The 25,939-nt window shown below is 68.3% G+C and carries 22 protein-coding genes; 14 read left to right on the top strand and 8 right to left on the bottom strand.

The window, feature by feature from the left end; genetic code table 11:
- Window positions 1-47 precede the first annotated feature (47 nt).
- Both OG474_RS38330 and OG474_RS38325 read right to left on the bottom strand, forming a co-directional pair.
- The gene (locus OG474_RS38330) at window positions 48-746 is read right to left on the bottom strand and encodes an HAD family hydrolase (RefSeq protein ID WP_405058546.1); all 699 of its coding nucleotides are present in this window, start codon (window positions 744-746) and stop codon (window positions 48-50) included.
- Between the two features lie 42 nt (window positions 747-788).
- The gene (locus OG474_RS38325) at window positions 789-1,637 is read right to left on the bottom strand and encodes a CPBP family intramembrane glutamic endopeptidase (RefSeq protein WP_405058545.1); all 849 of its coding nucleotides are present in this window, start codon (window positions 1,635-1,637) and stop codon (window positions 789-791) included.
- Between the two features lie 734 nt (window positions 1,638-2,371).
- On the opposite strand from OG474_RS38325, the gene OG474_RS38320 reads away from it, so the two are divergent.
- From OG474_RS38320 to OG474_RS38280, 9 genes are all read left to right on the top strand, one after another.
- On the top strand, window positions 2,372-3,340 hold the full coding sequence (locus tag OG474_RS38320) for a Dyp-type peroxidase (protein ID WP_405058544.1): 969 nt from the start codon (window positions 2,372-2,374) through the stop codon (window positions 3,338-3,340).
- 1,117 nt (window positions 3,341-4,457) lie between these two features.
- The gene (locus tag OG474_RS38315; protein WP_405058543.1) at window positions 4,458-6,011 is read left to right on the top strand and encodes an ATP-dependent DNA ligase; all 1,554 of its coding nucleotides are present in this window, start codon (window positions 4,458-4,460) and stop codon (window positions 6,009-6,011) included.
- Window positions 6,004-6,681, top strand: a complete 678-nt coding sequence (locus OG474_RS38310; RefSeq protein WP_405058542.1) for a class I SAM-dependent methyltransferase — start codon at window positions 6,004-6,006, stop codon at window positions 6,679-6,681. Before OG474_RS38315 ends, OG474_RS38310 begins: the two co-directional genes overlap by 8 nt.
- Window positions 6,674-7,534 carry a fructosamine kinase family protein gene (locus OG474_RS38305; RefSeq protein WP_405058541.1) on the top strand — a complete coding sequence of 287 codons (861 nt, stop codon included), beginning with the start codon at window positions 6,674-6,676 and terminating at the stop codon, window positions 7,532-7,534. Before OG474_RS38310 ends, OG474_RS38305 begins: the two co-directional genes overlap by 8 nt.
- Before the next feature lie 9 nt (window positions 7,535-7,543).
- Entirely contained in the window at window positions 7,544-8,410 is an 867-nt protein-coding gene (locus OG474_RS38300) for a phosphotransferase (RefSeq protein ID WP_405058540.1), read from the top strand.
- Window positions 8,411-8,419: 9 nt separating this feature from the next.
- Window positions 8,420-9,121 (top strand): alpha/beta fold hydrolase, encoded by a 702-nt coding sequence (locus OG474_RS38295; RefSeq protein WP_405058539.1) that lies wholly within the window; start codon window positions 8,420-8,422, stop codon window positions 9,119-9,121.
- Between the two features lie 63 nt (window positions 9,122-9,184).
- Window positions 9,185-9,898 (top strand): hypothetical protein, encoded by a 714-nt coding sequence (locus OG474_RS38290; RefSeq protein WP_405058538.1) that lies wholly within the window; start codon window positions 9,185-9,187, stop codon window positions 9,896-9,898.
- 216 nt (window positions 9,899-10,114) lie between these two features.
- Window positions 10,115-10,516 (top strand): hypothetical protein, encoded by a 402-nt coding sequence (locus tag OG474_RS38285; protein WP_405058537.1) that lies wholly within the window; start codon window positions 10,115-10,117, stop codon window positions 10,514-10,516.
- A 76-nt stretch (window positions 10,517-10,592) separates the two neighbouring features.
- Complete coding sequence (locus tag OG474_RS38280; protein ID WP_405058536.1) at window positions 10,593-11,468, top strand: helix-turn-helix domain-containing protein; 876 nt, start codon at window positions 10,593-10,595, stop codon at window positions 11,466-11,468.
- 2 nt (window positions 11,469-11,470) lie between these two features.
- On the opposite strand, the gene OG474_RS38275 is transcribed toward OG474_RS38280, so the two are convergent.
- The 4 genes from OG474_RS38275 to OG474_RS38260 form a co-directional block, all read right to left on the bottom strand.
- Complete coding sequence (locus OG474_RS38275; protein WP_405058535.1) at window positions 11,471-12,280, bottom strand: LLM class flavin-dependent oxidoreductase; 810 nt, start codon at window positions 12,278-12,280, stop codon at window positions 11,471-11,473.
- Window positions 12,280-13,107 carry an alpha/beta fold hydrolase gene (locus tag OG474_RS38270; protein ID WP_405058534.1) on the bottom strand — a complete coding sequence of 276 codons (828 nt, stop codon included), beginning with the start codon at window positions 13,105-13,107 and terminating at the stop codon, window positions 12,280-12,282. Before OG474_RS38270 ends, OG474_RS38275 begins: the two co-directional genes overlap by 1 nt.
- 87 nt (window positions 13,108-13,194) lie before the next feature.
- Window positions 13,195-15,213, bottom strand: coding sequence for a glycoside hydrolase domain-containing protein (locus tag OG474_RS38265; protein ID WP_405058533.1), 2,019 nt, complete (start codon window positions 15,211-15,213; stop codon window positions 13,195-13,197).
- A 72-nt stretch (window positions 15,214-15,285) separates the two neighbouring features.
- On the bottom strand, window positions 15,286-18,069 hold the full coding sequence (locus OG474_RS38260; RefSeq protein ID WP_405058532.1) for a BTAD domain-containing putative transcriptional regulator: 2,784 nt from the start codon (window positions 18,067-18,069) through the stop codon (window positions 15,286-15,288).
- 129 nt (window positions 18,070-18,198) lie between these two features.
- Here OG474_RS38260 and lexA point away from each other — a divergent pair, with 129 nt between their 5' ends.
- On the top strand, window positions 18,199-18,852 hold the full coding sequence (lexA, locus tag OG474_RS38255; RefSeq protein ID WP_405058531.1) for a transcriptional repressor LexA: 654 nt from the start codon (window positions 18,199-18,201) through the stop codon (window positions 18,850-18,852).
- Between the two features lie 49 nt (window positions 18,853-18,901).
- On the opposite strand, the gene OG474_RS38250 is transcribed toward lexA, so the two are convergent.
- Window positions 18,902-20,065: a heavy-metal-associated domain-containing protein gene (locus tag OG474_RS38250; protein WP_405058530.1), complete on the bottom strand. Its 1,164-nt coding sequence runs from the start codon at window positions 20,063-20,065 to the stop codon at window positions 18,902-18,904.
- A gap of 84 nt (window positions 20,066-20,149) precedes the next feature.
- Between OG474_RS38250 and OG474_RS38245 the strand changes: the two genes are divergently transcribed.
- Complete coding sequence (locus tag OG474_RS38245) at window positions 20,150-21,121, top strand: cation diffusion facilitator family transporter (protein ID WP_405058529.1); 972 nt, start codon at window positions 20,150-20,152, stop codon at window positions 21,119-21,121.
- The gene (locus tag OG474_RS38240) at window positions 21,118-21,717 is read left to right on the top strand and encodes a Type 1 glutamine amidotransferase-like domain-containing protein (RefSeq protein WP_405058528.1); all 600 of its coding nucleotides are present in this window, start codon (window positions 21,118-21,120) and stop codon (window positions 21,715-21,717) included. The genes OG474_RS38245 and OG474_RS38240 overlap by 4 nt, the downstream gene beginning before the upstream one ends.
- A 12-nt stretch (window positions 21,718-21,729) precedes the next feature.
- On the opposite strand, the gene OG474_RS38235 is transcribed toward OG474_RS38240, so the two are convergent.
- The gene (locus OG474_RS38235; RefSeq protein ID WP_405058527.1) at window positions 21,730-22,413 is read right to left on the bottom strand and encodes a transglycosylase SLT domain-containing protein; all 684 of its coding nucleotides are present in this window, start codon (window positions 22,411-22,413) and stop codon (window positions 21,730-21,732) included.
- Window positions 22,414-22,513: 100 nt separating this feature from the next.
- Here OG474_RS38235 and OG474_RS38230 point away from each other — a divergent pair, with 100 nt between their 5' ends.
- Together OG474_RS38230 and OG474_RS38225 are read left to right on the top strand one after the other, a co-directional pair.
- On the top strand, window positions 22,514-23,425 hold the full coding sequence (locus OG474_RS38230; protein WP_405058526.1) for a diiron oxygenase: 912 nt from the start codon (window positions 22,514-22,516) through the stop codon (window positions 23,423-23,425).
- A 7-nt stretch (window positions 23,426-23,432) separates the two neighbouring features.
- Entirely contained in the window at window positions 23,433-24,950 is a 1,518-nt protein-coding gene (locus OG474_RS38225) for an FAD-dependent oxidoreductase (protein ID WP_405058525.1), read from the top strand.
- The last annotated feature ends 989 nt before the right edge of the window (window positions 24,951-25,939 follow it).

Below are 25,939 nucleotides of genomic sequence, written 5' to 3'. Positions count from 1 at the left end.
CCCCTGAGCCGCCCTCCCGGCCCAGGGGTCCTTCTAGTTCCGGAGGGTCAGTTCCAGCTGTCGATCAACGGGAGCAGCTCGGCCAATCGGTGCACGGTGGCATCCGGCGTACCGACGGTGTGACCGATCTGGTTGGCCGGAATCGCACTGTGCGGGATGTGCGCGGCACGCATCCCGACGTTCTGCGCGCCCCAGACGTCGTCGAACAGCCGGTCGCCGACGAACAGGCACGCGGCCGGCTCTGTGACCCCGACTGCATTCATGGCCGCCAGGAACGCCTCCTCGTGCGGCTTCGTGTACGGGATCTCGCTCGTGTACACGGCGCCGTCCAGCAGCTCCAGGACGCCGTCCCGCGCGAAGATCTCCTCGTGTCGCCGCCGCGACCAGATCGTGTTCGACAGGACGCCGATCTTCAGGCCACGCTCCCGCAGGCCGTGCAGCGTCTCGATCGCGTCCGGCTCGAGGATGGTGTGCGGGTGCCAGCCGCGCTCATACTCCGCGTGGGCGGCCTCGGTGAGCTCCACCTCGGCGAGCAGGCACACCTCCTCCAGCGTGCTGCTCAGATGCTGATCACGGGACCGCATCCAGATCGAGTGCTCCGCGTCCACCAGACGCTTCGCCAGCTCGTCGGCACGCTCCTCGTCGATCAGCACCGCCACCGACCGCCACAACGCGGACAGGTCGACGTCGTGCCAGGTCGCCAGCGTGCCACCCCAGTCGAACAGAACAGCTTCAATCTTGGTCACGCCGGCAACCCTGTCAGATGCCTCCGACATTCCGCCTCTGGTTCAGCTGACGCGAGCGATCCGCTGCCGTTTCGCCAGCCAGGTCACGGTGAACAGCACGAACGCGAGGCTCGGGATGTCCGACAGGAGGATCGTCCACGGCGCACCACCTTGCTCCGACCAACCGTCCAGACCGCCGAACGCGGCCGGCAGCAAGAAGGCGTACAGGTTGTTGAGCACGTGCAGCGCGATCGCTGCCTCCAGTCCCCCGGTGCGCACCGTCAGCCAGCCGGCCAGGACCGCGAACAGGAAGATGTCGAGCATCGCCCAGCCGGTGTAGCCGTGCGCCGATACGAAGGCTCCACCGGCGATCACGATCCCCGGCCACGGCGAGCGGAAGAGCACGCGCACCCAGCGGGCGCGGCCCTCCACACTGTCCGGACCGTAGGCCCCGATCGCCTGGATCAGCCAGCCGCGGAACACGAACTCCTCGGCGGTCGCCTGGAACGGCACCAGGAAGACGACGATCAGAAGCGGTACGACGAACTTCGCGAACCCGATCCAGGAACCGTCGTCGCCTGCCGTCGTGTCCTCGGCCGGGATGAGCTGATCGACCAGTTGCCCGAGGCCGAAGCTCAGAACGATGTAGCCGAAGGCCGGCAGACAGCACCACGCGAGCCAGCGCCAGCGGATGCGGTTGAGCACCGACGCCACGCTCCACGCCGGACGGCGCTGCAGCAGCCAGGCGGTCAGCGGGACGAACGGCGTCAGGACGCCCAGCAGCACGAGGTTCATCGCGAGATCCTCAGCCGGGTTGCCGAAGATCTCGGTGCCGGAGCCCTCGAACGAAGGCGCGTCGCCGGTGATGATCGCGTGGGCGATCGTCCAGATCGTCAGGAGTGCGACCGACACGACAAGCACGGCGAGCAGGAGCGAGAACGAACCCGCAACCGGACGCCACCACTCATGCTTCGCCGTCCGCGCCAGCCGATGAAACGGCGTACCAGGCGGAGCCGGAACAACCCGAGGCTCCTTCGGCCGCCCGTACCACTGCTGCTGCGGCGGCGGCCACGCCTGCTGCCCACCCTGGTACGCCGGATACCCAGCCGGCTGCTGGTACCCCGGAGGCTGCGGGTACCCGGGCTGAGGCTGGTACCCCGGCGCTTGCTGGTACCCCGGCGCTTGCTGGTATCCCGGCTGAGGCGAGTAACCCTGGACCGGCGGATAGCCCTGAGCAGGCGGATACGCCTGCGCCGGTGGGTAGCCATGCGGCGGCGGATAACCCTGCGCGGGCGGATAGCTCTGCGGCGAAGGGTAGTTCTGAGCCGGTGGGTAACTTTGGGCGGGCGGATAGCCCGGTCCCGGGTTGGAGCCAGGCGGCGGCGCGTATCCCGGCTGGGGTTGGTATCCCGGCGGCGGGTTGCCCGGCGAAGGCGGGGTTGCTTGCGGGGGTGTCTGGTGGCCCGGGGGCGGGGGGTTTGGCGCCGGCGGGGGGTGGGGGGAATCGTCGGGGCGCGGCTCGCCTGATTGCGGGTCCATGCAAGGACTCTAGAAGATCGGCCCAAGAGGAGTAGTCCGGTTCCTCGGCTTCGGCGCGCGGCTGCGAGGATGGGCGGACTGTCGAGGTCAGGTCTGAGGAGAGCGCTGTGGTGACTGATCCAACCCCAGGACCGGCGGCAACGACGCGGGCGCTGCCGCAGTCGGTGCTGACGCCGTTGACCGGGTCGGCCATCTTCCTCGTCGTACGGATCGAGGACGGCGGTGAGGAGACCGCCCGCGATCTGCTCGAACGGGTCAGCGGTCTCACGCGGTCGGTGGGCTTCCGGGTACCGTCCGGCGGCCTGTCGTGCGTGACGAGCATCGGATCCGACGCCTGGGACCGGCTGTTCAGCGGACCGCGGCCGGCTGAGCTGCACCCGTTCATCGAGCTGCAGGGCAAGACACACCACGCGGTCTCGACGCCCGGCGACCTCCTCTTCCACATCCGTGCCGGCCACCTCGACCAGTGCTTCGAGCTCGCCCGCCAGATCATGAACGTACTCGGAACCGCCGCCACCGTCGTCGACGAGGTGCACGGCTTCAAGTACTTCGAGATGCGCGACCTGCTCGGCTTCGTCGACGGAACCGAGAACCCGGCCGGTGACGAGGCGAAGGACGCCGTACTGATCGGTGCCGAGGACCCCGACTTCGCGGGTGGCAGTTATGTGATCGTGCAGAAGTACATGCACGACATGAAAGCGTGGAACACGCTGACCACCGAGCAGCAGGAGCTCGCGATCGGCCGCACCAAACTCGACGACATCGAGCTGGACGACGACGCCAAGCCGTCCAACGCCCACATCGTCCTCAACGTCATCGAAGATGCCGACGGCAACGAATTGCAGATCCTCCGCGACAACATGCCCTTCGGCCAGATCGGCACCGAGGAGTTCGGCACCTACTTCATCGGCTACGCCAAGTCCCCCGCGATCACCGAACTCATGCTCCGCCGCATGTTCATCGGCGAACCCGAAGGCAACCACGACCGCATCCTCGACTTCTCCACCGCCGTCACCGGCACCAACTTCTTCACCCCCACCGGCGACTTCCTGGACGACCTGCCACCAGCCCCCTGATCTCCCCCACCATGCCCAGCCACCGCGGCCAGGTAGGTCCTGCGGTGACTGGTCGCCGCTGCGGCCGGTATTACTGAGGCGGGTGGCTGATGCAGTTCTACGGCTGAGGGGGATGGCGAAGCCGGTGACCGAGGTTCCCGTTGCCTGAGCTTCCGGGCTACGGCTGAGGTCGGCGGGTGACGGTAGTCGGCAAGTTCCGGTCGCTATCCCCAGAAAAAGTACCGGCCAGCAAAGCGGACGGGCGGTCTCGCGCCACCAGTGGTGGCGTGAGACACCTTGTGACGGCTAGAGACCTGTTGCCACAGGCCTCCGGCCACGACTTGTTGTCTCCGGCCCCCGCTTGATGTCTCCGGCCGCCGGTGGCGGCGCGGATCCAGCGGGCCAGCGGGGTCTGGGGAGTTCTACCGGCCGTTTCGGCAGGTCAGGCTCCCCAGTCCGACCATCACCACCCCCCGCGAGTGAAGCCACCGTGCAACCAGCACCCCAGTGTGAGGACCGTGCCGCCGGATATCGATTTCCGACGACCTACTCCTCACACTCGACGCCCCACTCCTCACACTCGCACGGTGGCTTCACTCGCGCCCGGCACGGTGGCGCTCGGGCAGCATGGAGGCTTCACTCGCCGACCGCACGGTGGCTTCGCTCGCGGGCAGCACAGAGAATTCACCCGCCGACGACATCCCCCGGCCAACTGCTTATGCCGGCAGCAACCACCGAGGCGGGCCAGCTACAAAGCCTCCTGATCATCGGCGGAACCACAGCCCGTCAACCACAGGCAACGGGGAACCGCGGTAGCCGACCGAACCATCCCCCTCAGCCGTAGACCGCCCCAGCCACCCGTCTCAGTCAAACCGGCCGCAGCGGCGACCAGCCACCGCTTACCCATCGGCCGAATCCGAGCGGCCGGACGGGACAGCACATTCGGGGAGGCGGGGTTACTGACCAGCCAAAGTGCCCAGCCACCCGCGTACGCCGTACCGGCTGACCACGCTCAAAACGGAAGATCCACGGAGACCTGCTGCCAAATACCGGCAGTGATCCTCCGTGAATCGCATGGTCGGAGGCGAAGTGGGTTCAGTGCCCGGAAAATGTCGGTGGCGTAGGTGAGACTGGAGGCATGTTGCTCAGCGAGGTGGTTCGGACCTCGGCCGCCTTGGCCGGGACTAGGTCGCGGCTGAAGAAGGCCGAGTTCATTGCCGCGCTGCTCGCGCAGGCCACCGATCCGGTGGAGACCGCGATCGTCGTGACGTACCTGTCCGGCGAGCTGCGCCAGCGGCGGACCGGGGTGGGCTGGCGGACGTTGGCAGATGCGCCGAGCCCAGCGGCAGAGCCGTCACTGACGGTTGAGGCGGTCGATCAGGCGTTCGCCGAGCTAGCAGAGATGTCCGGTGCCGGTTCCCAGGCCCGGCGCCGCGAGGCCGTCGACGCGCTCTTCGGGCAAGCGACGGAGGCCGAGCAAACGTTCCTGCGCCTGCTGGTCGGTGGCGAGCTACGCCAGGGCGCGCTGGACGGGGTGATGGCGGACGCCGTCGCACGGGCGACCGGGATTCCACTGGACAAGATCCGAGCCGCGACCATGCTCCGCGGATCAGCGGCTCCGGTCGCAGTCGCCGTGCTGACCGAAGGCGAGGCCGGGCTCGCGCAGTTCGGTCTGCAGGTCGGGCAGGGTGTGCAACCGATGCTCGCTCAGTCCGCGACCACCGTTGCCGAGGCTTTCGCCAAGACCGGTGCGCCGGCCGCGCTCGAGTGGAAGCTGGACGGGATCCGGATTCAGGTCCACCGCAACGGTGACGACGTCGTGGTCTACACGCGGACGCTCGACGACATCACTGCGCGGGTGCCCGAGGTGGTGACCGCTGTGCTGGAGCTACCTGCGCAACAGGTCGTGCTGGACGGCGAGCTGATCGCGCTGCGCCCAGACGGACGGCCAGAGGCATTCCAAGTCACCGGCTCCCGCACAGCGACGCGCGCCGCCACGGGTCCGGAGTCGGTGCCGCTGACGCCGTACTTCTTCGACATCCTGCATCAGGACGGGCAGGACCTCCTCGGTCTCGATGGTGCCGAGCGGCATGCCTGGCTCAGCAAGCTCATCCCCGCGGAGCGCCGCATCCCCCGGCTCGTGACGGACGATCCAGAGGAAGGCCAGCAGTTCTTCCAAGACGCCGTACGACGCGGGCACGAAGGCGTGATGGTCAAGTCGCTGACGGTGCCGTATGAGGCTGGTCGTCGCGGCTCCGGCTGGGTGAAGGTCAAACAGACCCACACCCTCGACCTACTCGTGCTGGCCGCGGAGTGGGGTCACGGCCGCCGGACCGGCTGGCTGTCGAACCTGCACCTCGGCGCGCGGGACGAGACCACCGGCGAGTTCGTCATGCTCGGCAAGACCTTCAAAGGTCTGACGGACGAGCTGCTGCGCTGGCAGACCGAGCGCTTCCAGGAGCTGGCCGAGCGGCAGGACTCCTACACCGTCTACATCCGGCCCGAGATCGTGGTCGAGATCGCGTTCGACGGCGTTCAGACCTCGCCGCGCTATCCGGCCGGGATGGCGCTGCGATTCGCACGCGTGCTGCGCTATCGCGAGGACAAACGGCCGGACGATGTCGATACGGTGCAGGCAGTGCGCGCGATCCACGAAGGCGCCACCGATGGGGAGGGTGAGCTGGATGAGTGATGATCCGACGCGGGAGCCACGACGATTCGCGCGGGCGGCGCTGGAGCGCGACGACCCGACCGGGTGGTTCGAGGACCTGTACTCCGCCGCGGCCGGCGGTGAGGCTGTCATCCCTTGGGACCGCGGCTCCGCGAACCCGCTACTCAGCGAGTGGTTCGAGGCCTCCGAGCCGAACGGCACCGGCAGGGCCGCGGTGGTCATCGGCGCGGGCACCGGCTGGGACGCCGAGCTGGTCGCCGACCGCGGCTATCAGACGACCGCCTTCGACATCTCCCCCACCGCCGTCGAGACCGCGCAACGCAACCACCCCGACTCACAGGTCCAGTACGTCGTCGCCGACCTGCTCGACCAACCGGCGGAGTGGCACCACGCGTTCGACCTCGTCGTCGAGATCTACACCGTGCAGGCCTTGCCCATCCCCCTGCAGCCCAGCGCCGTACAGAAGGTCGGCGACCTCGTCGCGCCCGGCGGCACCCTCGTCGTCATCGCCTCATCCCGAGCCGAAGGTCAACCTGACGCTGAGGTCGAGGGTCCCCCGTGGCCGCTCACCAGAGCAACCCTCGAATCCTTCGCCTCCGCCCCGGATCTCCGCCTGATCGAGCTGGAGGCATCCCCCAGCCCCACCGACCCCACCAGCAAACGCTGGCGCGCCGAGTTCCTGCGTGACTGAATCGGACGAGAGCTGGAGCGACGACTTCGCTCCAGCTGGGTTGGTCGTGACCGCGGCGGAGCGGCTGACTGGCGGCTTCGCGAACAGCACCTGGCTGGCCACCCTCGCCGACAACAGGACCGTCGTCGTCAAGACATCGCGCACGGCTCCGCCTGGTCTCTTCGCCGAGGAGGCGGCGGGCCTGGAGCTGATGAGCGACAACGGCGTCCACACACCCGCGGTGCTGGCTGTGAGCCCGCGCAGTCTGACGCTGGAGGCTCTCTCCTCCGAGCTGCCGGATGTCGATGACTTCTGGGAGCAGGCCGGCCGGATGCTGGCGCGGCTGCACGAGGTGACCTCGCCCCGATTCGGCTGGGATCACGACGGCTGGCTCGGGCGGCTCCCGCAGCGGAACGCCTGGGACGACGACGGGCACAGGTTCTTCGCCACCCAGCGAATCCTCCGCTACCTGGACGAGCCGAAAGCCATCCAGGCACTGACTGCCGCGGACATCGCCGGGCTTGAGCGATTGTGTGACCGCCTCGGCGAGCTGGTTCCGGCCGCTCCGGCCGTCCTCAATCACGGTGACCTGTGGCGCGGCAACGTGCTGTCGACCACGGACGGCGACCCGGCCTTCATCGACCCGGCCATGAGCTGGACGTGGGCCGAGGCCGATCTCAGCATGGCCTACTGCACCGGAGGCATACCGGAGAGCTTCTTCGCCGCCTACCACGAGCTCCGACCGCCCGAACCAGGCTGGCGCGAGCGCATGGAGCTTCTGAATCTCCGCGAGCTGCTCAGCGTCGTCGCCCATTTCGGGCCGGTGGACGACTACGTGCCAAGGATCCGCGGGGTCCTGAAGCAATTCTTGTAGCGTCGGCGGATGACTTCTACGTGGAGCCGGGTCGCTCGGCTTGATGTCGAGCGAGTGGTACGGGAGGTCGCGGATCGGAGCGGAGTGCTGCTCGAGGTCGAGGGCTTGTGTTCCGGTGGGGAGGTCGGCGCGGCCTATGTGCGTTGGGAGGGCGGACACGGGGTGATGAAATGGCGGCCAGGGATCGAGCTCGCGGCGTACCAGGCCGGTCCCTTGGCTGTGTCCGAGGCAGCCCGGCTGGCCGGGCTGCCGGTACCGCGGACCGAGCTCGCCCTGCAGCTCGGGGACGCGATCGCGACCGTCCAGGAAATGTTGCCTGGGGCACCGATCGCGGCTCTCGACGAAGGTCTCCTCGGCCAGGCTCTCGACGTCAACCAGAGGCTTCGGCGGCTGCTCGCCCATCATCCCGAGGTCCCGAGTCTCGACCTCTACCTGAGCTTCGACGGGCCGGGGTTCTGTCTCCACGGTCCCTTGAGGTCGCACGATCGCCGTACGGCGCGACTCGACGACTGGATCGTCGCGGTCGGAGCCACCCATCCGGAACTGCTTGCCGGGGATGACGCGGTCCACGTCGACTTCCATCCCGGCAACCTGCTCGCGGTCGACGGCAAGCTGACCGGCATCATCGACTGGGACGGCGCCGGTCGTGGCGACCACCGGCTCGACCTGGTCACCCTGCGCTTCGGCCTGCACGGCAGAAAGCCGGACCCGTCGGTGATCGCGCAGCTCGATGCGATCCTCGACGACATCCCGCCGGACGAGCTCCGGCCGCTCTGGGCGCACATGAGTCTGCGGATGACCGACTGGGCGATCCGCCACTTCTCCCCCGCCGACGTCGACTACTGGCTCACCCTGGCCGAGACCCGAGCGGCCTAGCATGGAGGCGTGGAGTTCGTCCTGGTTCCGGGTGGTTGGCAAGGTGGGTGGGTCTTCGACGAGGTCGCCGCGGAGCTACGCAGCGCAGGCCACGCTGTCGAAGCGGTGACGCTGGCCGGCCTGGGGCCGGACGATCCGGCCGATCCCGATCGCCCACCGAACCTCGACACTCACATCGACCAGGTCGCCGAGCTCATCGAGCACAGCGAGGAGACCTCGGTCGCGCTGTGCGGGCACAGCTACGCCGGCCTGGTGATCGCCGGCGTCGCGGACCGACTCGGCGACCGCCTCGATCACGTCGTCTTCATCGACGCCTACGTCCCGGACGACGGAGATTCGTGCTGGTCCCTGACCAGCGATGCCTTCCGCGAAATGTTCATCGCCGGCTCGCGTGCCGACGGCCGCTGGGTGGCGGTTCCCGACGGGCTCGATCCGCGGGCACGACCACATCCGTTGCCGAGCTTCGTCCAGTCGATCAGCCTGCAGGGCAACCCGAGCCCGCCGTACCGCCGGACCTACATCAGTGGTGGCGTCTGGCCGGGGAGCCCGTTCCTCGAACTGACCGAGCGGCTGCGCGACGACCCGGGCTGGCAGGTTCACGAGATCGCCGTCGGTCACAACATCGCTCGCCGCGACCCACACCGACTGGCGACCATCCTCGCCGCCTTGCCCGATCCAGCCGGCCAGGAACCCCGTGTTACGTTGGAATGACAGACCTACCTGATCCCCAGGGGAGTCACCACGCAGTCGCGTGGATTGATTCGGGAGGTCACGGTGAGCACGTTCACTGCAGTTCCGGGAAGCGCTCGCAAGCTCTGGGACATGGTCGACGGCCCGATGCCGCGGGGGCTGCTCGGCGTCGGCGATCCGGACGTTCATCACGTCAACGGCCGCTGGATCATGTACCTCGGCGGCTTCTCCAGCACCCTGCGAAACCGCCTCTACCGGGCCACGCTCCCCGCAGGCGCCGAGCCTGAGCGGATGTATTACACCGGCCGGGCGACCGCCCGTCAGTTCGGCCCACGCAGTCGCTACTCGATCGGCGTACTGGAACGTCAGGGAGATGCCTGGGTACGGCGGGATGCGCCGATCATCACCGGGGACGAGCATCGGCCGAGTGTCCTGGAGCCAGTCGTTGTGTACGCCAACGGGCGCTACCGAATGTGGTACCAGGCGAACCCGCACGAGATCGGTCCCGGCGACCTTCCGGACAACGAACTGCGGTACGCCGAGAGTGCGAACGGCGTCGACTGGTCGAAGCCGACCACCTTCGCCGGACCGAACGAGGGCTTCTTCGACAACGCGGTCATCCGTCGGGGCGACGAGTGGCTGATGGTCCTGGCGCGCGGTGGCAACCTGCATGGCACTCCACCGGCTCCGAAGCCTCCGGCGACCGCCCGTCCCCGCCCCCTTCTTCCTGTCGACCGGGAGCGTTCAGCTGTTACGTCTCAGGACATGCGTGACGGTTCTGCATCAGGACCTCGGTGACAGTTGATGTGTCAGGACCTCGGTGACGTTTCGCCGACCGCCCGGCCGCGCGTCCCACCGTCATCGAGCCGGACTGATGGTTGCCGCGCGCAACGAGGCGGAGTCCCGCGAAATTTGCACTTTGCTGCAAGCACTTTCATCGTTCAGCCGGTGCTATTCGACGTAAGGTCCACGATGGGTCCCGGACCGGCCGGGAGCCGCTGAGTGGAGGAATACATGAGTCTTGTCCGACAGGTGGCCTATCGCGGTGTGGCAACAGTCGTCGTCACCGCAGCGATTGCCGTAGCAATGGCCGTGCCCGCGTCTGCCGGCCGCGGCGGGGCCTGCAGCGAGGATAAGAAGCTGTGCATCACCATGTACGGCAAGAACCTGCACGTCGAATCCGTGCTCGGAGTGCGTTACGACGGTCTCGCCAAAGAAGGGTTCTTTCAGGTCTTCGGTCCGCACGGATTCAAGCGGACCGGTGACACGGTGAAGGACGAAGTCGAGCACCGCTTCGAGGTCAACAAGGACTTCGCCGTCGGCGACCTGATCTGCTTGCAGTTCTGGGCGAAGAACAAGGACGGCAGCTTCACCCAGAAGGAGGGCAACGTCTGCGGGACAATGCCCATCAAGTAGATAGATCGCTCCACGTCACGTTCGACTGGATCTCACGGACTAGAACATATGTTCGATAGTCCTGTAGAGTGGCCGCATGGCGGGGCAAGGTGTGGTGGGGCCGACGGCTTTGCGGATGATGCTGGGAAGTCATCTGCGGCGGTTGCGTGAGCGGGCGGGAGTCAGCCGGACCGACGCCGGCTGGGCGATTCGGGCGTCGGAGTCGAAGATCAGCAGGCTGGAGCTCGGCCGCGTCGGCTTCAAGGAGCGTGACGTCGAGGACCTCCTGAGTCTGTACGGCGTGAGTGAGGCGCACGAGCGAGACCGTCTGCTCGAGCTCGCCCGCGAGGCGAACAATCGCGGCTGGTGGCATCGGTACGGCGATGTCACGCCGGACTGGTTCGACGCCTACCTCGGGCTGGAGGCTGCGGCGGAGTTGATCCGGACCTATGAGATCCAGTTCGTGCCGGGCCTGCTGCAGACCGCGGAGTATGCGCGGGCGGTCGCCCAGCTGACGGCCGGAGCTCCGCGCAGTCCTGAGGAGACCGAGCGGGTCGTTGCCCTGCGCAGCCGCCGGCAGCGGGTGCTTGATCGCGAGCCCCCACTGAAACTCTGGGCAGTGGTCGAGGAGGCGGCACTGCATCGCCCGATCGGTGGTGCCGCCGTGCTGCGCCAACAGCTGACCGCCTTGCGCGAGGCGGTCCGGCAGCCGAATATCACCCTGCAGATCATCCCGCTCAGTGGTCCGGGCCATGCCGCGACCGGTGGGGCGTTCAGCCTGATGCGATTCCCGCAGCGCGACCTACCGGATGTCGTCTACCTGGAGCATCTGACGAGCGCGATCTACCTGGACAAGCGCGACGACGTCGAGACCTACACCCAGATCCTCGATCACCTCGCGGCCAGTGCTCCCTCGCCGCAACAGACGGATGCCAACCTGGCTGCCCTGCTCGATCGGCTGGCACACCATTGAGCTCACCATTGAGGGCCGGCGGCAACGAGCGCCTGTACGTCGGCCAGCCGCATCGTCGCTGGATCGAGGTCGGTCAGCCCCCAGGTCGCGCCGGCCTGCTCGAAGGGACCTGGGTCCAGGTCAGGTTCCAGCGCCACCACGACGTCGTACGCCTCCGGCAAGACCTGCTGATCGAACGACTCCCGCAACCGGTCGGTCGCCACGGCCAGCTCGTCCGCCGTCGACAGGTTCACCGGGAAGAAGCCGTCGTACTGTGCCGCTCGCTGGATCGGCTTCCGATTGCCCGGGAAGCCGGCCACCCAGATCGGCACCTGCCCCTGCGCCGGCCGCGGCAGCAGCCGGACGTCGTCGACCCGATAGTGCTGACCGTCATGCACCACCGGCTCACCGCTCCAGCCGGCTCGGAGGATCGCCAGCGACTCATCGAGCTGTTCAGCGCGGAGCCGATCCTCAACAGCCTCACCAGTCCGCGAGTACTCCCCCGCGAACCGATCGCTCCCCAGCCCGACCCCCAACGTCAGCCGCCCACGACTCAACAGATCCAGCGTCGCCGTCTCCTTCACGAGCTTCACCGGACGCCGACGCGCGACCGGCGTCACCATCGGCCCGATCCGCAGCCGCTCGGTCGCACAGGCCACCGCGGCGAGCGTGATCCACGGATCCGCCACCGCCTCGATCGGCTCGCGCCACCACAGCTGATCCCACACGAACAGTCCGTCCCAGCCGGCCTCCTCCGCCGACGCTGCCAGCCGCGCAACCGCCAACGGGTCAGCCAACTCGTCGAACAACGGCAACCACACCGCGGCGCGCATCAGCGCTGCCCGGTCTGCTCGGCAAGCGCGACGATGAATTCGCCCCACAGCGGCTCCGGGATTCCATGCCCGGCACCCTTCACCACCACCAGCTTCCCAGCCGGTACGGCGTCGCGGATCGCCTCCGCATGTGGCAGCGAAAAGTACGGGTCGTGATCGCCATGCACCACCAGCACCGGCATCGTCAGGTCGCCGAACCCACCACCCTGCGGCCCGTCGAACTTCATCGCGTAGTGGTTCGTCAGCGACGCTTCGAAGTTCGTCGCGCGCGCCATGTCCGCCCGCACCAACGCCCGCGCGGCCTTCTCGTCGAAGATCCCCGCCGACTCCGCCTCCATCGCCCGGACCACGTACTCCTCGACCGCCTCCGGGTCGCCGAAGTCCGGCGTACCGAAACTCGGGAGGTCGTCGGAGGGCGGCGGCAGGTCGTCGGCTCCGGTCGTCGTCGAGACGAAGGTCAGCGAAGCGACGCGCGACGGGTAGTCGACGCCGACGATCAGACCAGTACCACCGGACATCGACTGCGCGACCACATCCGCCCGCTCGATCCCGAGCGCGTCGAGCAGGCCGACCGCGTCCGCGGCCAGATCACTCATCGCGTACGGCGGCTCGCCCACCGGGTAGGTGGTCGAGCGGCCGGTGTCGCGCTGGTCGTAGCGGATCACATAGCGACCCTGACCGGCGAGCTTCGTGCAGAACGCGGTCTCCCACCACAGCATCGACGCCGAGGCGCCATGGATCAGCAGCACCGCGGGGTCCGCCGGATCGCCGAACGTCTCGGCGCACAGCTCGACCCCGTTGACCTGGAACAGCTTCTCTGTCGTCATGAGTACGACGCTAGAGGGGATTCGGCATCACGAAAAGCGATTGTTTCCGATGGAGTCAATCGCTTCCCGCGATACCAACGACTGCGCTCAGTTGGCGGTCAGCGTCTGGGACTGCGTCTGCGTGCCCTGGTGGTCCGCGTCCGCCAGCCAGACGACGCGATACGTCCGCGTCCCCACGGCGGTCGGCTTGATGGCGAACGAGTACTTCCCGTTGGCCGTCAGCACACTCTCGCCGGCCGCCTGCCACGTCGAACCCGACTTCCGCTGCAGGTAGGCCTTGGTGCCCTGGTGGGCCGGCGACAGGTAGCCGTAGAAGCTGCTCGTGGCACCCAGCTTGACCGTAGGCGGCTTCAGGTACGCCGAGATGCCGGGCTGAACCTCGACCCGCACGGCCGGGCTACGCGTCCCGAGGACTCCAGACCTACCGTTGTATCCCCACTGATAATCCGTGGAAACGCCCGGCTTCTGCACCGATGTCACGGCCCCGTTCGCTCCCGAGGTCACCGTGGCAATCGCCTGGTACGCGGCGACGTTCTTCGCCTTCGCGTAGAGCACGACCGGCTCACCGGCCAACGGGCTGCCATCGAGCTTGGTGACGGTCGACGACACGGTGACCGAGCCGCCGTACGTGATCGACGCACCGCTCGCCGTCGCGGTGGCCTTCGTGCCGAGGAGCGGTGTGTCGGCGCCCGGGCTGACCTTGCCGGTGCTGTCCTTCACCCAGGCGCGGAACGTGTAGCTGCCCGAGTTCGCCAGCTTGGTCACCGTGAACGGACTCACGGTCCCGCTGTACACCGCCGTACCGTCGGTGATCAGCGGCGGCGGCGCCGAGCCGACTGCCGAGCGGATGATGATCGTGCTCGCGGCCGGCTGCGTCCACCGCAGCTTCGCGGTCGTGGCACCACCGGTGGCCGAGAAGTTCGCGACCGGCAGCGGAGGCGCGGTCAGATCAACACGGTTCCGATCGATCTTGGCGAGCGTCACGCCGCCATGGGTCTCGGAGACGTCACCGGCGTACTGGTGCACGCGCTCATGGTTGGTCCACGTGGTCGCCGGGATGAAGCGGCTGGTCCCGATCGGCGTCGAGCCCCAGTGCGCGAACCACAGGTTGTCGGGCCGCGTGTACGCCGTGCTGGTGAACGCACTAGCGAGATCCGCACCGCCGGAGCTGGCCGACGAGTAGGCGCCGCTCTGATAGCCGCGGGCGTGCAACTCCCGCGTCCAACCACTCAGGTAGGACAGGACCGCAGCCTTGCACGCGGCCGTCGACGTGTAGTGCTCGATGTCGCTGTAGATCGCACTCCGCTGGGCGAAGCCGAGCGCGGCAGCGGCCGTGACCGCGTTGGCAGCAGCCGTCTTGCCTTGCCCGAACGCGGTCGCCGCGTCAGCAGACATCTTGTCCTCGGGGTCGAAGGCCGAGCAGGGCGCCTGCAGACCGACGTCGATCAGCAGGAACTGCCAGCCCTTGGAGGCATTGGCCGTCACCCAGTCGGGGGTCAGGTTCGGCTGGTCACACGCGCGGACGCCGCCGCTGATGTAGACACCGACCGCCTTGTACGACGACTGCCAGGCGTCCATGGTCTCTTGGGTCGGCGCCGTACAGACGTCGAACGCATCCCCGACCAGGTTGCCGGTAGCAACGACCGACGGCGCGACCGCGGCCGGCTGGGCCGCCTGAATCGCGCGAGACTTCGAAACGACCCGACCGGTGGCGAGGACCTCCGCCGCCGAGCGCTCCGCACCTGGTTCGTAATACGCAGTGGCCAGTACGCCGGCGTCCTGGACGACGCGACGCAGCAACCCCGGCGTGGACGGGGTCGCGGTGGTCAGCGGCTCGAGCACCAGGCCCTGGCTGCGGCCGACGACATGCGCCGGGCAGCTGGCCTGCGCCGTACTGCGGCCGAGATACACAGCGGGCCGGTCGAACCGGACACATGCGGTCGGGTCGGCGGCCAAGTCGACCACGGCCCAGTCGGACGGGACGGTCACCTGGTAGCCGCGGTACGAGACCGTGCGGGTCTCCTCCGCGGCGGCTGGGCCGGCGGCGGCGATGCCACCGACCAGTCCGAGGGCAAGTGCGACCACCCCTGGTCTGAACAACCTCACAACAGCTCCTCACAGCTTGCAGACAAGGCTTGGAGACTATCCGCCGATGAGGACCGCCACGCCGCGATTGCACTAAGTGGCAACGATCAGCTCGTGGACGATCACGTCGAGCGGTACGCCGCGAGCCTCGGCGACGACCGCCGACGCGGCGATCCCGAGCCGCCGTCGGGCCTCGGCCTCGGCGCCCTCCCGGGCATCGAGCTCGTCCGGGATGATCTGCGGCGCACCGAGCCGGATCCGCTCCAACCCACCCACGGTCAACAGCCGCAGGGCGATGGCGGGGTTGCCCTCGGCCAGTTCCACGCCGCCGATCAGGTCGATCGCGTCGATCATGCCTTCGGCCAGATTGATGTCGCGGTAGATCCGCAGAGCCTGCAACGCGAACTCGCGGGCGTCGCCGTACTGCTTGAGCTGGTGCCGGGCCAGCGCCAGGTTGCAGAGCGTCCCAGCCAACCCGCGCAGGTCGTCCTGCGCCCGCCAGATCTCGCAGACCTCCACGAACAGGTCATCGGCCTCCTGGGGCCGGCCGAGTCCGCGCAGCGCGGCGCCGACCACGTTCTCCGAGGTGCCGAGCAGCCGCTGGTTGTCCAACGCCCGGAAGATCGCGGAGGCCTCGCCCGACTCCTCCAACGCCCGCCCGTAGTCGCGGACCGACAGGCTGGTGATCCCCAGCCCGACCAGCGCGGCACCGCGACCGCGCTCGTCGCCGAGGTCGCTGAACATCTGCAGCGACTGCTCGCCGATCGCGCGTCCTTCCCGGAACTGACCACTGTTGCGGGTCAGCGACGCCATCACCCGCAACGACCCGGCCCGTTCGAGGGTCGGCTCACCGTCCGACGCGGCGAGCGCGCGCCGCAGCCAGTCCCGGCCGGTGTCGATCGCGCCGTGGCTCCACCAGTACCACCAGGTCGGCGTGACGATCTGCAACGCCAGCGGCGGATCGTCGTCGAGAGCGAAGTCGATCGCCGCCCGGAGGTTCGCTTCCTCCAACCGGAGTTCGCGATCCAGTTCCGCGTGGTCGGCACCGCCGTACCGCTCGGTTCGTCCGGCCAGGTCGGCACACCAGCGCGCATGCGCCCGCCGTACGGCGTCCCCGTCCGTATCGTCGTCGAGGCGCTCGAGCGCGTAGTCGCGAATCGACTCCAGCAGCCGGTACCGCCGCCCGCCTTCGCCGAGGGAGACCGTGAGCAGGGACCGCTCGTGCAGGTCGGCCAGGATCACCGGGATGTCGGCGCTGTTGATTCCGTTGCCGCCAGCAACTTGTTCGGCTGCCTCCAGGGTGCACCCACCGGCGAACACGGCCAGCCGGTTGAGCACCGTGCGCGCAGGCGGATCGAGCAGCGCGTGGCTCCAGTCGATGGCCGCGCGCAGGCTCGAGTGGCGCGCACCGGAATCGCGATTGCCTGCGACCAGGAGACGCGTCCGCTGGTGAATGCGAGCGGCCAGTTGGTCAAGAGTGAGGGTCCGGATCAGCCCGGCGGCAAGCTCGATGCCGAGCGGAAGGTGGTCGACAGCGGCGCAGATCGCGGCCACGCGCCGGTCGCCCGGCATGAGGTCCTCGGATCGGCAGCGGCGGCGGAACAACTCGGCCGCGGCCTCCGGGTGCAGCGCCTCCAGTTGATGCGTTTGTTCGGCTCGCAGCCGCAACGGCCGTTGCGAGGTGACCAGAATCGAGAGTCGTTCCGCCTGCCACTGCAGCGTCCGGACCAGCTCGGCAACCCCCTCAACGAGGTGCTCGGCGTTGTCGAGGACGAGCAGCGCGCCGCCGAGCCGCTCGGTGCATTCGGGCAGCGGATCCCCGAGACCTGGATCGACCCCAACGGCGGCGGCGAGCGCTGGAGCGACCGCCGCGTCACCGGTCAAGGCGGCCAGATCGCACCAAGCGATCGGCCGGTTCGCTCGCCGTACGGCGATTGCGACCTCGCGGGCCAGCACGGTCTTCCCCGCGCCGGGGCCACCGACGATCGATACCAGCCCTGGCCGGTCGAGCTCGTCGACCAGCGCGTGTACGTCGTCGTCGCGGCCGAGGAAGGTGTCGCGCGGGGTCAGCCAGTTGAGCTCGGGCAGGCGGCTCGGCCGGGCTGCTTCGCGCGCCTGCAGCAGCGGGTCCTGGCGAAGGATCTGCAGCTCCAGCTCCGTCGTTGCCGCCGAGGGGTCGACGCCTAGTTCGTCGGCGAGGCGAGTGCGCAGTCGCTGGATGCGGTCCAGGGCGTCGGCCTGGCGACCGGCCCGGTAGAGGGCGATCACGGCGAGCCCGGTCAGCCGCTCGTCGAGCGGATAGTGGATCACCAGCCGCTCGACATCCGCGGTGACATCGATGCCGAGATCCAGCTCCAGTTCCACGCGTTGCACAAGCAGTTCGCGGTGCAACTCGTCGTACTTGGCTGCTTCCAGCGCGGCGAACGGGATCTCGCGCAGGTCGGCGAGCGCTGGTCCGCGCCACGTGGCCAACGCCTCGGTGATCACCGCCAGCGCGCGCTTGGGTTCGCCGGTACGACGGAGTGCGGCCGTGCGCGTCATCGCCTCGTCGAGCGCGTCCGCGTCCGGTATCGCGACATCCAGCGCGTATCCGCCACCATCACGCCGTACGGCGGAACCGTGCTCGCCCAACGCGCGCCGCAACCGGTGGCTCAGGACGCGCAGGCGCTCGGCGACACGGTCGGGCTCGAGGTCTTCGTCCTCCCAGAGATCGCGCGCGATTGCCTCATCAGGCACCACGCGTCCACGCGCCAACGCGAGCCGGACCGCCAGGGTCCGCTCCATCCGCCGCCCGATCTCGAGCGGCTTGTCCCCTACCTTGAACCCCACCGGTCCCAGTACGTGCAGATCCAGCCGGTGATCCCCCGATCCCGTCATGGGTTACATCTTTTCAGCCGAACCCCTGGCCGCCGCAAGAAGCTTTCGGGCAGTCAGTGAGACGTTTGCTTCGGGCCCAGGGGTGGGTCGGTCGGCGATCGGCCGGGTGATCCGGCCTAAGCTTCCGCGGTGACTGATCTCGATCTGTTCGGCGACCTCGACGCGAACGCCCTGCCCGAGCGCCAGCAACGGATCCTGGTGGTGATCCGGGACTGGGTGCAGCGGCACGGGTACTCGCCGAGCAGCCGGCAGATCGGTGACGCGGTCGGCCTGCGGTCCTCGTCCTCGGTCTCCAAGCACCTGACCAGCCTCGAGGACAAGGGCTTCCTGCGTCGCAGCCCGTCGGTCTCGCGCCCGATCGACGTACGGATGTTCCTGCCCGAGTCGGCCGCCCGCGAGGACGACGGCACGAACGTCTCGGTGGCGGTCGTCGGTGACATCGCGGCCGGTACGCCGATCTCCGCGATCGAGCACGTGGACGACGTGATGCAGCTCCCCCGCGAGCTCACCGGCCGCGGCAACGTCTTCGGCCTGCGGGTCCGCGGCGAGTCGATGATCGACGCCGCGATCTGCGACGGCGACATCGTCGTGGTCCGTCAGCAGCACGAGGCACACTCCGGCCAGATCGTCGCCGCGATGATCGACGAAGAGGCGACCGTCAAGGTCTACAAGCGCCGCAACGGTCATGTCTTCCTGGAGCCGCGCAACCCCGCCTACGAGGTCATCGACGGCGACAACGCGGCGATCCTCGGCGTGGTTGTCTCGGTGCTGCGCAGCGTCTAGGGCGTGTCTCTTGAGTCCGCGCAGTAGGCGGGGACTTAAGAGACACGCCCTAGTCCTGGAGTGGTACGACGGTGTAGCCGCGGGCTCGGATCGCTTCGAACCCGCGCTCTCGGACCTCCTCCGACGGGAACACCGCCACGACCTTCTTGGTAATCAGGTCGAACTCGGGCGGTGCGACTCCGAGTTCGCCGAGCACCTTGGTGATGGTCCTCGTGCAGTGACTGCAGGTCATGTCCGGTACTTCGAACACTTCCGCCGAGGTGATCGGGGCCGGCTGTGCATGCTCGACGACGGCGGTCGCGACCTCGATGTGGTCGAGCAGGCGGATGAAGGTTTCCACGAAGGTCTCGGCGACCAGGGTGAGCACGCTGGTCCGGCCGTCGTCATACAGCTGGGGCGTGCGCGCCAGGCAGCGCGGGCGTTGACCGGGCGCGAGCTTGCTGTACTGCGCGGAGCTCGGCAGCGGCTCGAGGGATTCGTCCTGCGCGTGAGCGAGCTGGGCGTCCTTCATCGCGCGCAGTGCGACGACGGTGTCGACGGAGTAGCGCACCCGACCGGCGAACGTGACGAACGAGGCCGGGATCATCCCGCGCCGGTAGGTCGAGGCCTGGAGGCCCCAGTACCAGGTGGTCGCGACCGCGTCGAAGATACCGCTCTCTCCGAGGCCCCGGGCGAGCTCCGCGGCATCGCCGTACGGCGTCTGGGCAGCGAGGAAGGCGTGCTGCACAAGGGTCCTGCCAGCCGCGTCGATGCCGGTCCGGAACACCTCGACCGGGGTCCGGTCGGTGGTGGTTGCTGCTAGCAACTTGATCGCGCTCTCCGGGAGTTCCGCCGTACGGCGACTCAACTCGGTGTCGGCGTCGAGCCGCGCCCACAGCTCGAGCGTCGCCTCCCGAGCGACGATCGGAACGACCGCGCCGAGCAGGCCGGTAGGCGCGACGTTGACGATGCCGCGACTGTCCCGCCACGTGATCCGGTGGGTGGCCGAGGTGACCAGGTACGGCGGGCACGGGGACATGGACCGAGTCACGTACTCGAGCTGGGCCACGCTCAACTGACCGCCGAGAACGCGAGCAACCGCTTCCTCGCGGTACTCGATCCGTCGGTCCTCGGCAGGCTCGGCCGCGTGCTGCAGCAGCCCCGGTACGGCGAGCTCGAACAGGATGCGCGCCACCTCGGAGCGATCGTCGGAGAGACGTGGTTCTGCGGTCATCGGCACCTCCCGAGAACTCCTGAGTCTAGGAAGTGCCGCCGCGTCGGGCGGTGCCGCGCGGCGTGTCCGGTCTACTGTCGACCCGTGAGCAGCACGCAGGCAGACAGCCCCGAGACGAACGGCGGAGAGAGTCTTCTCACCGTGATCGTCGCCCTGACCGCGAACATCCTGATCGCGCTCGCCAAGAGCGTGGTCGCGGTGATCACCGGCTCCGCCTCGATGGTCGCCGAAGCGGCCCACTCCTGGGCGGACGCCGGTAACGAGGTCTTCCTCCTGATCGGCGAACGCCGAGCCGCCAAACCCGCCGACGCCAGCCACCCCCTCGGCTACGGCCGGGTCGGCTACATCTGGTCGATGTTCGCCGCCTTCGGCCTGTTCACCGTCGGCGCGGCGGTCTCGGTCTGGCACGGCATCCAGGCGCTCCGCGAGGGCGAGGCGGCCGAGTCGTCCTACACCTGGGCGTACGCCGTACTGGGGATCTCGTTCGTCCTCGAAAGCATCTCGTTCCTGCAAGCCCTGCGCCAGACGCGGTCAGCCGCATCCCTGCGGCACGTCCACCCGCTGCAGTACGTGAAGGCGACCTCGAACCCGATCCTGCGCGCCGTGTTCGTCGAAGACCTGGTCGCCCTGATCGGCATCGTCGTCGCGGCCCTGGGTATCGGTCTCCACCAACTCACCGGCAACGCCGCCTGGGACGCCATCGGCTCCATCATCGTCGGCCTGCTCCTGGGCTTCGTCGCCCTCTTCCTGATCAGCCGCAACATGGACTTCCTCACCGGCGAAGCCGTCAGCCCCACCGCCCACGACCGAGCCCTGCACGCCCTCCTCGAACACACCGAGATCGAAGCCGTCAGCTTCCTCCACATGGAATGGGTAGGCGCCGACCGAATCTTCCTCGTCGCCGCCGTAGACCTCACCGGCAACGCCCCCGAATCCGACGTAGCCGCCCGCCTCAACACCATCGAAGACGCCCTCAACGCCCGCCCCGAAATCCAGCGAGCCCTCCTGACCCTCACCCGCCCCGGCGACCCCACCCACCTCCTCCCCACCACATGACCCGAGGAGCGCTCTTCCTCTACAGCACGTCGCCGTCGCCTCACGAGTCGCAGATCCTGGCGTCGGTACGCCGCCGTCCGGTCAGCGCGGTAGCCCTTCGCGCTGCCCAGGACAGCCCGACCGCTGATGATCTCGACCAGTTGTGTGACCACTTCTGTACGACGCCTGTCCCCGTCACCCTCGTCGACTCCGGCCTGGACTCCCGCGCCGACGCCTCAGCGCCCGACGTACTGGACCGCCTCAGGGCTGCCGACCTCGTCCTGATCTCCGGCGGCTCGCCAACCCGCCTCTGCGAGGTCACGCTCGGAACCCCAGCCCTCGACGTACTGCGGACTGCCCACGACAACGGCACCGTGATCGCCGCCTGCAGCGCAGGCGCCGCCGTCCTCGGCGCCGGAATGATCGACGGCAAACAAGTCCTGCACACCTGGAGCTGGCTCACCCGCACTCTCGTGGCCCCGCACTTCGGAGCCTACGACCACACTCCGTGGCTGAACGCGTTCCCTGACCATCACCTACTCGCCATCCCGGACGGCACGATGATCCTCATCGATCCGACTGGTCGGACCACCACCCTTGAGCAGCCATCCGCCTAGCGGCTCTCAGGCCTAGCTGAGGGCTTTGGCTGATTTGGGCCAGTTGGCGTGGAGGCGGTCGAGGTAGGTCTGGGCCAGGGAGCCGGGTTCGGCGCCGCGGGCGAAGGCCCGCATGTTGCCGGCGCCGGCGTTGTAGCCGAGGGCAACTAGTTCGTCGGTGGTGAGCTTTGAGGTGCGTTGGGCGGGGACTCGGTTCGCGAGGTCGTGGAGGTGCCAGGCGGCGGCTTCGATCGCGAGGTCGGGGTGGTCGGGGAGCTCTTCCCACTGGCGTTTGGGGAAGCGGCCGCGCTTGGTCTCGTTGAAGGCCGCGCGGTGCATGTTCGCGATGCCGAAGGACGCGTCCGGCTTGATGCGCTGCCAGGAGCGTTCGAGCTCCGGCGTGTGTGGTTTGTAGTCCTCGTTGTAGAGGATCGCCATCAGCAACTGCGGGTTCACGCCGGCCTTCTTGGCGGACTTCCGGACCTGTACGGCGAAGTGGGCCGGATCGTAGTTGTCGTACCAGTTTCCCGCCGTCGGCTGAACCGGCGCGGTCGGCTTGGTCTCAGGCTTGGCCGTGCGCTCCGGGTTGGGTTTGGGCTTCGCGGACGGTGCGGTCGAGACCGCGGCTTCCGGGACGGCCGGCTTGTCATCGCGCTGAGCGCTCCAGACGCCGACAACGAGGACCCCGGCGACGACCAACCACCAACGCTTACCCACCCGGCAACGGTAGCCGTTCCCGCCACGCCACCCCCTCTAGACATTCGCCATCGGCGATGTAACATCAAAGATGGCACATCCGAATCGAACGGAGACGACCATGACTGCGACGGACTCCGCCGGCATTGACCAACATGGCACCGACCAGCGCGTCACCGCGCAGCTCCTGCGGTCGGCGGACGCCGTCTCGTACGACCCGCTCGTCGAGGTCGACTGGGACACCCCGCTCAACACCGGGCTGCACGGCATGAGCCCGGAGTGGAGCACCCTCTACGGCACGACGTACTGGCACGAGATGGGCGAAGACCGGCAGAGAGCGCTCACCCGGCAGGAGACCGCGTCGGTCGCGAGCACCGGGATCTGGTTCGAGATGATCCTGCAGCAGATGATGCTGCGCGACTTCTACGCGAAGGACCCGACCGATCCCGACTTCCAGTGGGCGCTGACCGAGATCGCCGACGAGTGCCGGCACTCGATCATGTTCGCCCGCGGTGCCGCCAAGCTCGAGGCCCCCGCCTACCGCCCGCGCCGCCACGTGATCGAACTCGGTCGCGCGTTCAAGACCCTCGCCTCGGCCGAGACGGCGTACGCCGCGATCCTGGTGGCCGAAGAGGTCACCGACGTGATGCAGCGCGACTGGATGCGCGACGAGCGGATCGTCCCGTTCGTCCGGACGATCAGCAACATCCACGTGGTCGAGGAATCCCGGCACATGAAGTTCGCCCGCGAAGAAGTACGCGAGCAGCTCGCCCAAGCCGGCCGGGCGCGGCGACTGAAGAGCAGCGTCATCGTCGCGGCCGCTGCCTATTTCATCATCAAGAGCATGGTGAATGCGGACGTGTACGCCGCCGCCGGACTCGACGTAGAGCGCTCTCTCCGCGAGGCCCGGGCCAACGAGCACTACAAGTCCATGCTGCGTTCGAGCTGCGCCGGGCTGATGGAGTTCCTGTCCTCGGTCGGCCTACTCACCCGCCCGGCGGTCGCCATCTACCGTCGCGCGCACCTGATCTGAGGCACCGATGCCCTACGCGATCACGCAGTCGTGCTGCAGCGACGCGAGCTGTGTGTCGGTCTGCCCGGTCAACTGCATCCACCCCACGCCGCAAGAGCGCGCTTTCGGCAGCACCGAGATGCTGTACGTCGACCCGAACACCTGCATCTCCTGCGGTGCTTGCACGGACACCTGCCCAGCAGACGCGATCCACCCGATCGAAACCCTCACCGGCCCGATGCAGCAGTACGCCGCCATCAACGCCGCGTACTTCGACGACATCCCGCCGGTCACCGACGACCCAGCGCCGAACTTCCACCCCTGGGAACAGCCAGAACCGCCACGCCCCGTTCCCTCCACGCGGATGCCGTTGCGAGTGGCAATCGTCGGCACCGGACCAGCCGGCATGTACGCCGCTGAAGACCTCCTCCTGCACACCGACGCCGAGGTCACCCTGATCGACCGCCTCCCCTCCCCCGGCGGCCTCCTCCGGTACGGCGTCGCCCCGGACCATCTGGCCACCCGCAAGGTCGCCGACCGCTTCGCCCGCTTCCACGACCACCCGCGCACCCGAACGGTGGTCGGCGTCGAGGTCGGCCGGGACCTCACTCACGAGGATCTCCTCCGCGAGCACAACGCGGTCATCTACGCCGTCGGCAGCGCGACCGACCGCGCTCTCGGCATCCCCGGCGAGGATCTGCCCGGCAGCATCCCCGCCCGCCGCTTGGTCAACTGGTACAACGGCCACCCCGAGATCTCTGATATCCAGCTACCGACCGGCCGAGTCGTCATCGCGGGTACGGGCAATGTGGCGCTGGATGTCGCACGCATTCTCACTACTGATCCTGCCGCGCTGAGAAACACCGAGATCGCTCCGAGAGCGCTCTCCGCGCTGGAGAATCACGAGAACCGCGAGGTCGTACTGTTTGCGCGCCGCGGTCCGGCCGAGGCGGCGTACAGCCTGTCCGAACTCTTCGAACTGCAGCACCTAGCCGGCGTCGACCTGGTCGTCGACGACCACGACCCCCGCATCCGCGCCGCGGTCACCGACGCCGTCAACGGCCGGTCGGCTCGTACGGCGCTCGGCGCGGCGAAGGCCGCCGCCTTGCGCGACACGGCGTTCGAGGCGATCGATTGGGCCGCCGACCCGAAGCCCGGCCGCCGGATCGTGCTGCGGTTCTACACCTCCGCGGCGGAACTCACCGGCGACGACCGAGTCCGCGCGGTCCGCACCACCAACGGCCTCGAACTCGACACCGAACTCTTCATCCGCTCAGTCGGCTACCGGGGCACGGCCGTCCCGGGCCTTCCGTTCGATGAGGAAGCCGGCGTAATCCCCCACAACGCCGGCCGCGTCCTCGACCGTCCCGGCACCTACGTAGTCGGCTGGATCAAACGCGGCCCCACCGGCGGCATCGGCACGAACCGCACCTGCGCCAAAGAAACCATCAACTCCCTCCTAACCGACGCAGCCACCGGCGCCCTCCCACCCCCGCCGAACTCCTTCCGCCGCCTTCTCCGTCTAACCACCAAACGCCGCCCCTAGCCACAGCGCCCTCCCGGCCGCCCGCCGCCCGCGGGCCCGCTTTGCGGATGATCACTGCCCCTCCCGATCCCGCCACGTCCAGCGGGTCCGCATACCTCGTGGGGGCCGTGAACAAGTCATACCTTGTTCAAGCCCACCAGTTCTTGTTCACGCCCATGGGTTGTGGCGCCTCGCCGGTCGCGGCGCTCGGATTCAGGCGGGTTTGCGGTGGCTGGGCACTTCGGCTGGCCAGGAACCCCTCCTCCCCGAAGGCGCTCGTCCCGCCCCGCCGCTCAGATTCGGCCGGCAGCGTCCAGGGTGGCTGGTCGCCGCTGCGGCCGGTCTTACTGAGACGGGTGGCTGGGGCGGTCTTCGGCTGGCCCGGATGGTTCGCTCGGTGACCGAGGTTCCCGCCGCCTGTGGCTAACGGGCTGTGGTTGCTCCCAACGACCAGGACCCTCTGCAGCTGACCCGTCGCGGTGGTCGCTCCCGACGATCAGCAGGTTTTACTAGCCACCCCGTCGCGGTAGTTGGTGCCGCCAGATCAGCTGGCGGAAGGTGAACGTGAGGCCTGGGTCGCCGAGTGCGAGCCGGTTGAAGGTGATGCTCCCCGCGAGCGAAGCCACCGTGCGAATGTGAGTTCCTGGGCACCGAGTGTGAGGAGCGCGTCGCCGGAAATCGAAATCCAGCAACACGGTTCTTACACTCGAGTGCCGATCACACACTGGCACCGCTCGCCGGGCACTTCTTCCCGAACAGCGACCTGAAGTTACCGACTACCGCCATCCTCGCCAGCCCCAGCCGTAGCCCGGAAGCCCAAGCGACGGACACGCGGTCACCGACCTCGCCATCCCCCTCAGCCAGGCACCTGCTCAGCCACCCGTCTCAGTAAATCCGGCCGCAGCGGCGACCAGCCATCGCCTACACCGCCGGCCGAATCCGAGCGGCCGGACGGGACGAGCACATTCAGGAAGGAGGGGTCACTGGCCAGACGAAGACCCCAACCACCG

It is taken from the genome of Kribbella sp. NBC_01505, from assembly GCF_045040285.1.
Lineage (GTDB): Bacteria > Actinomycetota > Actinomycetes > Propionibacteriales > Kribbellaceae > Kribbella.
Note: the sequence above shows the minus strand (reverse complement) of the source record. Positions and strands in the feature narration are given on the sequence as shown.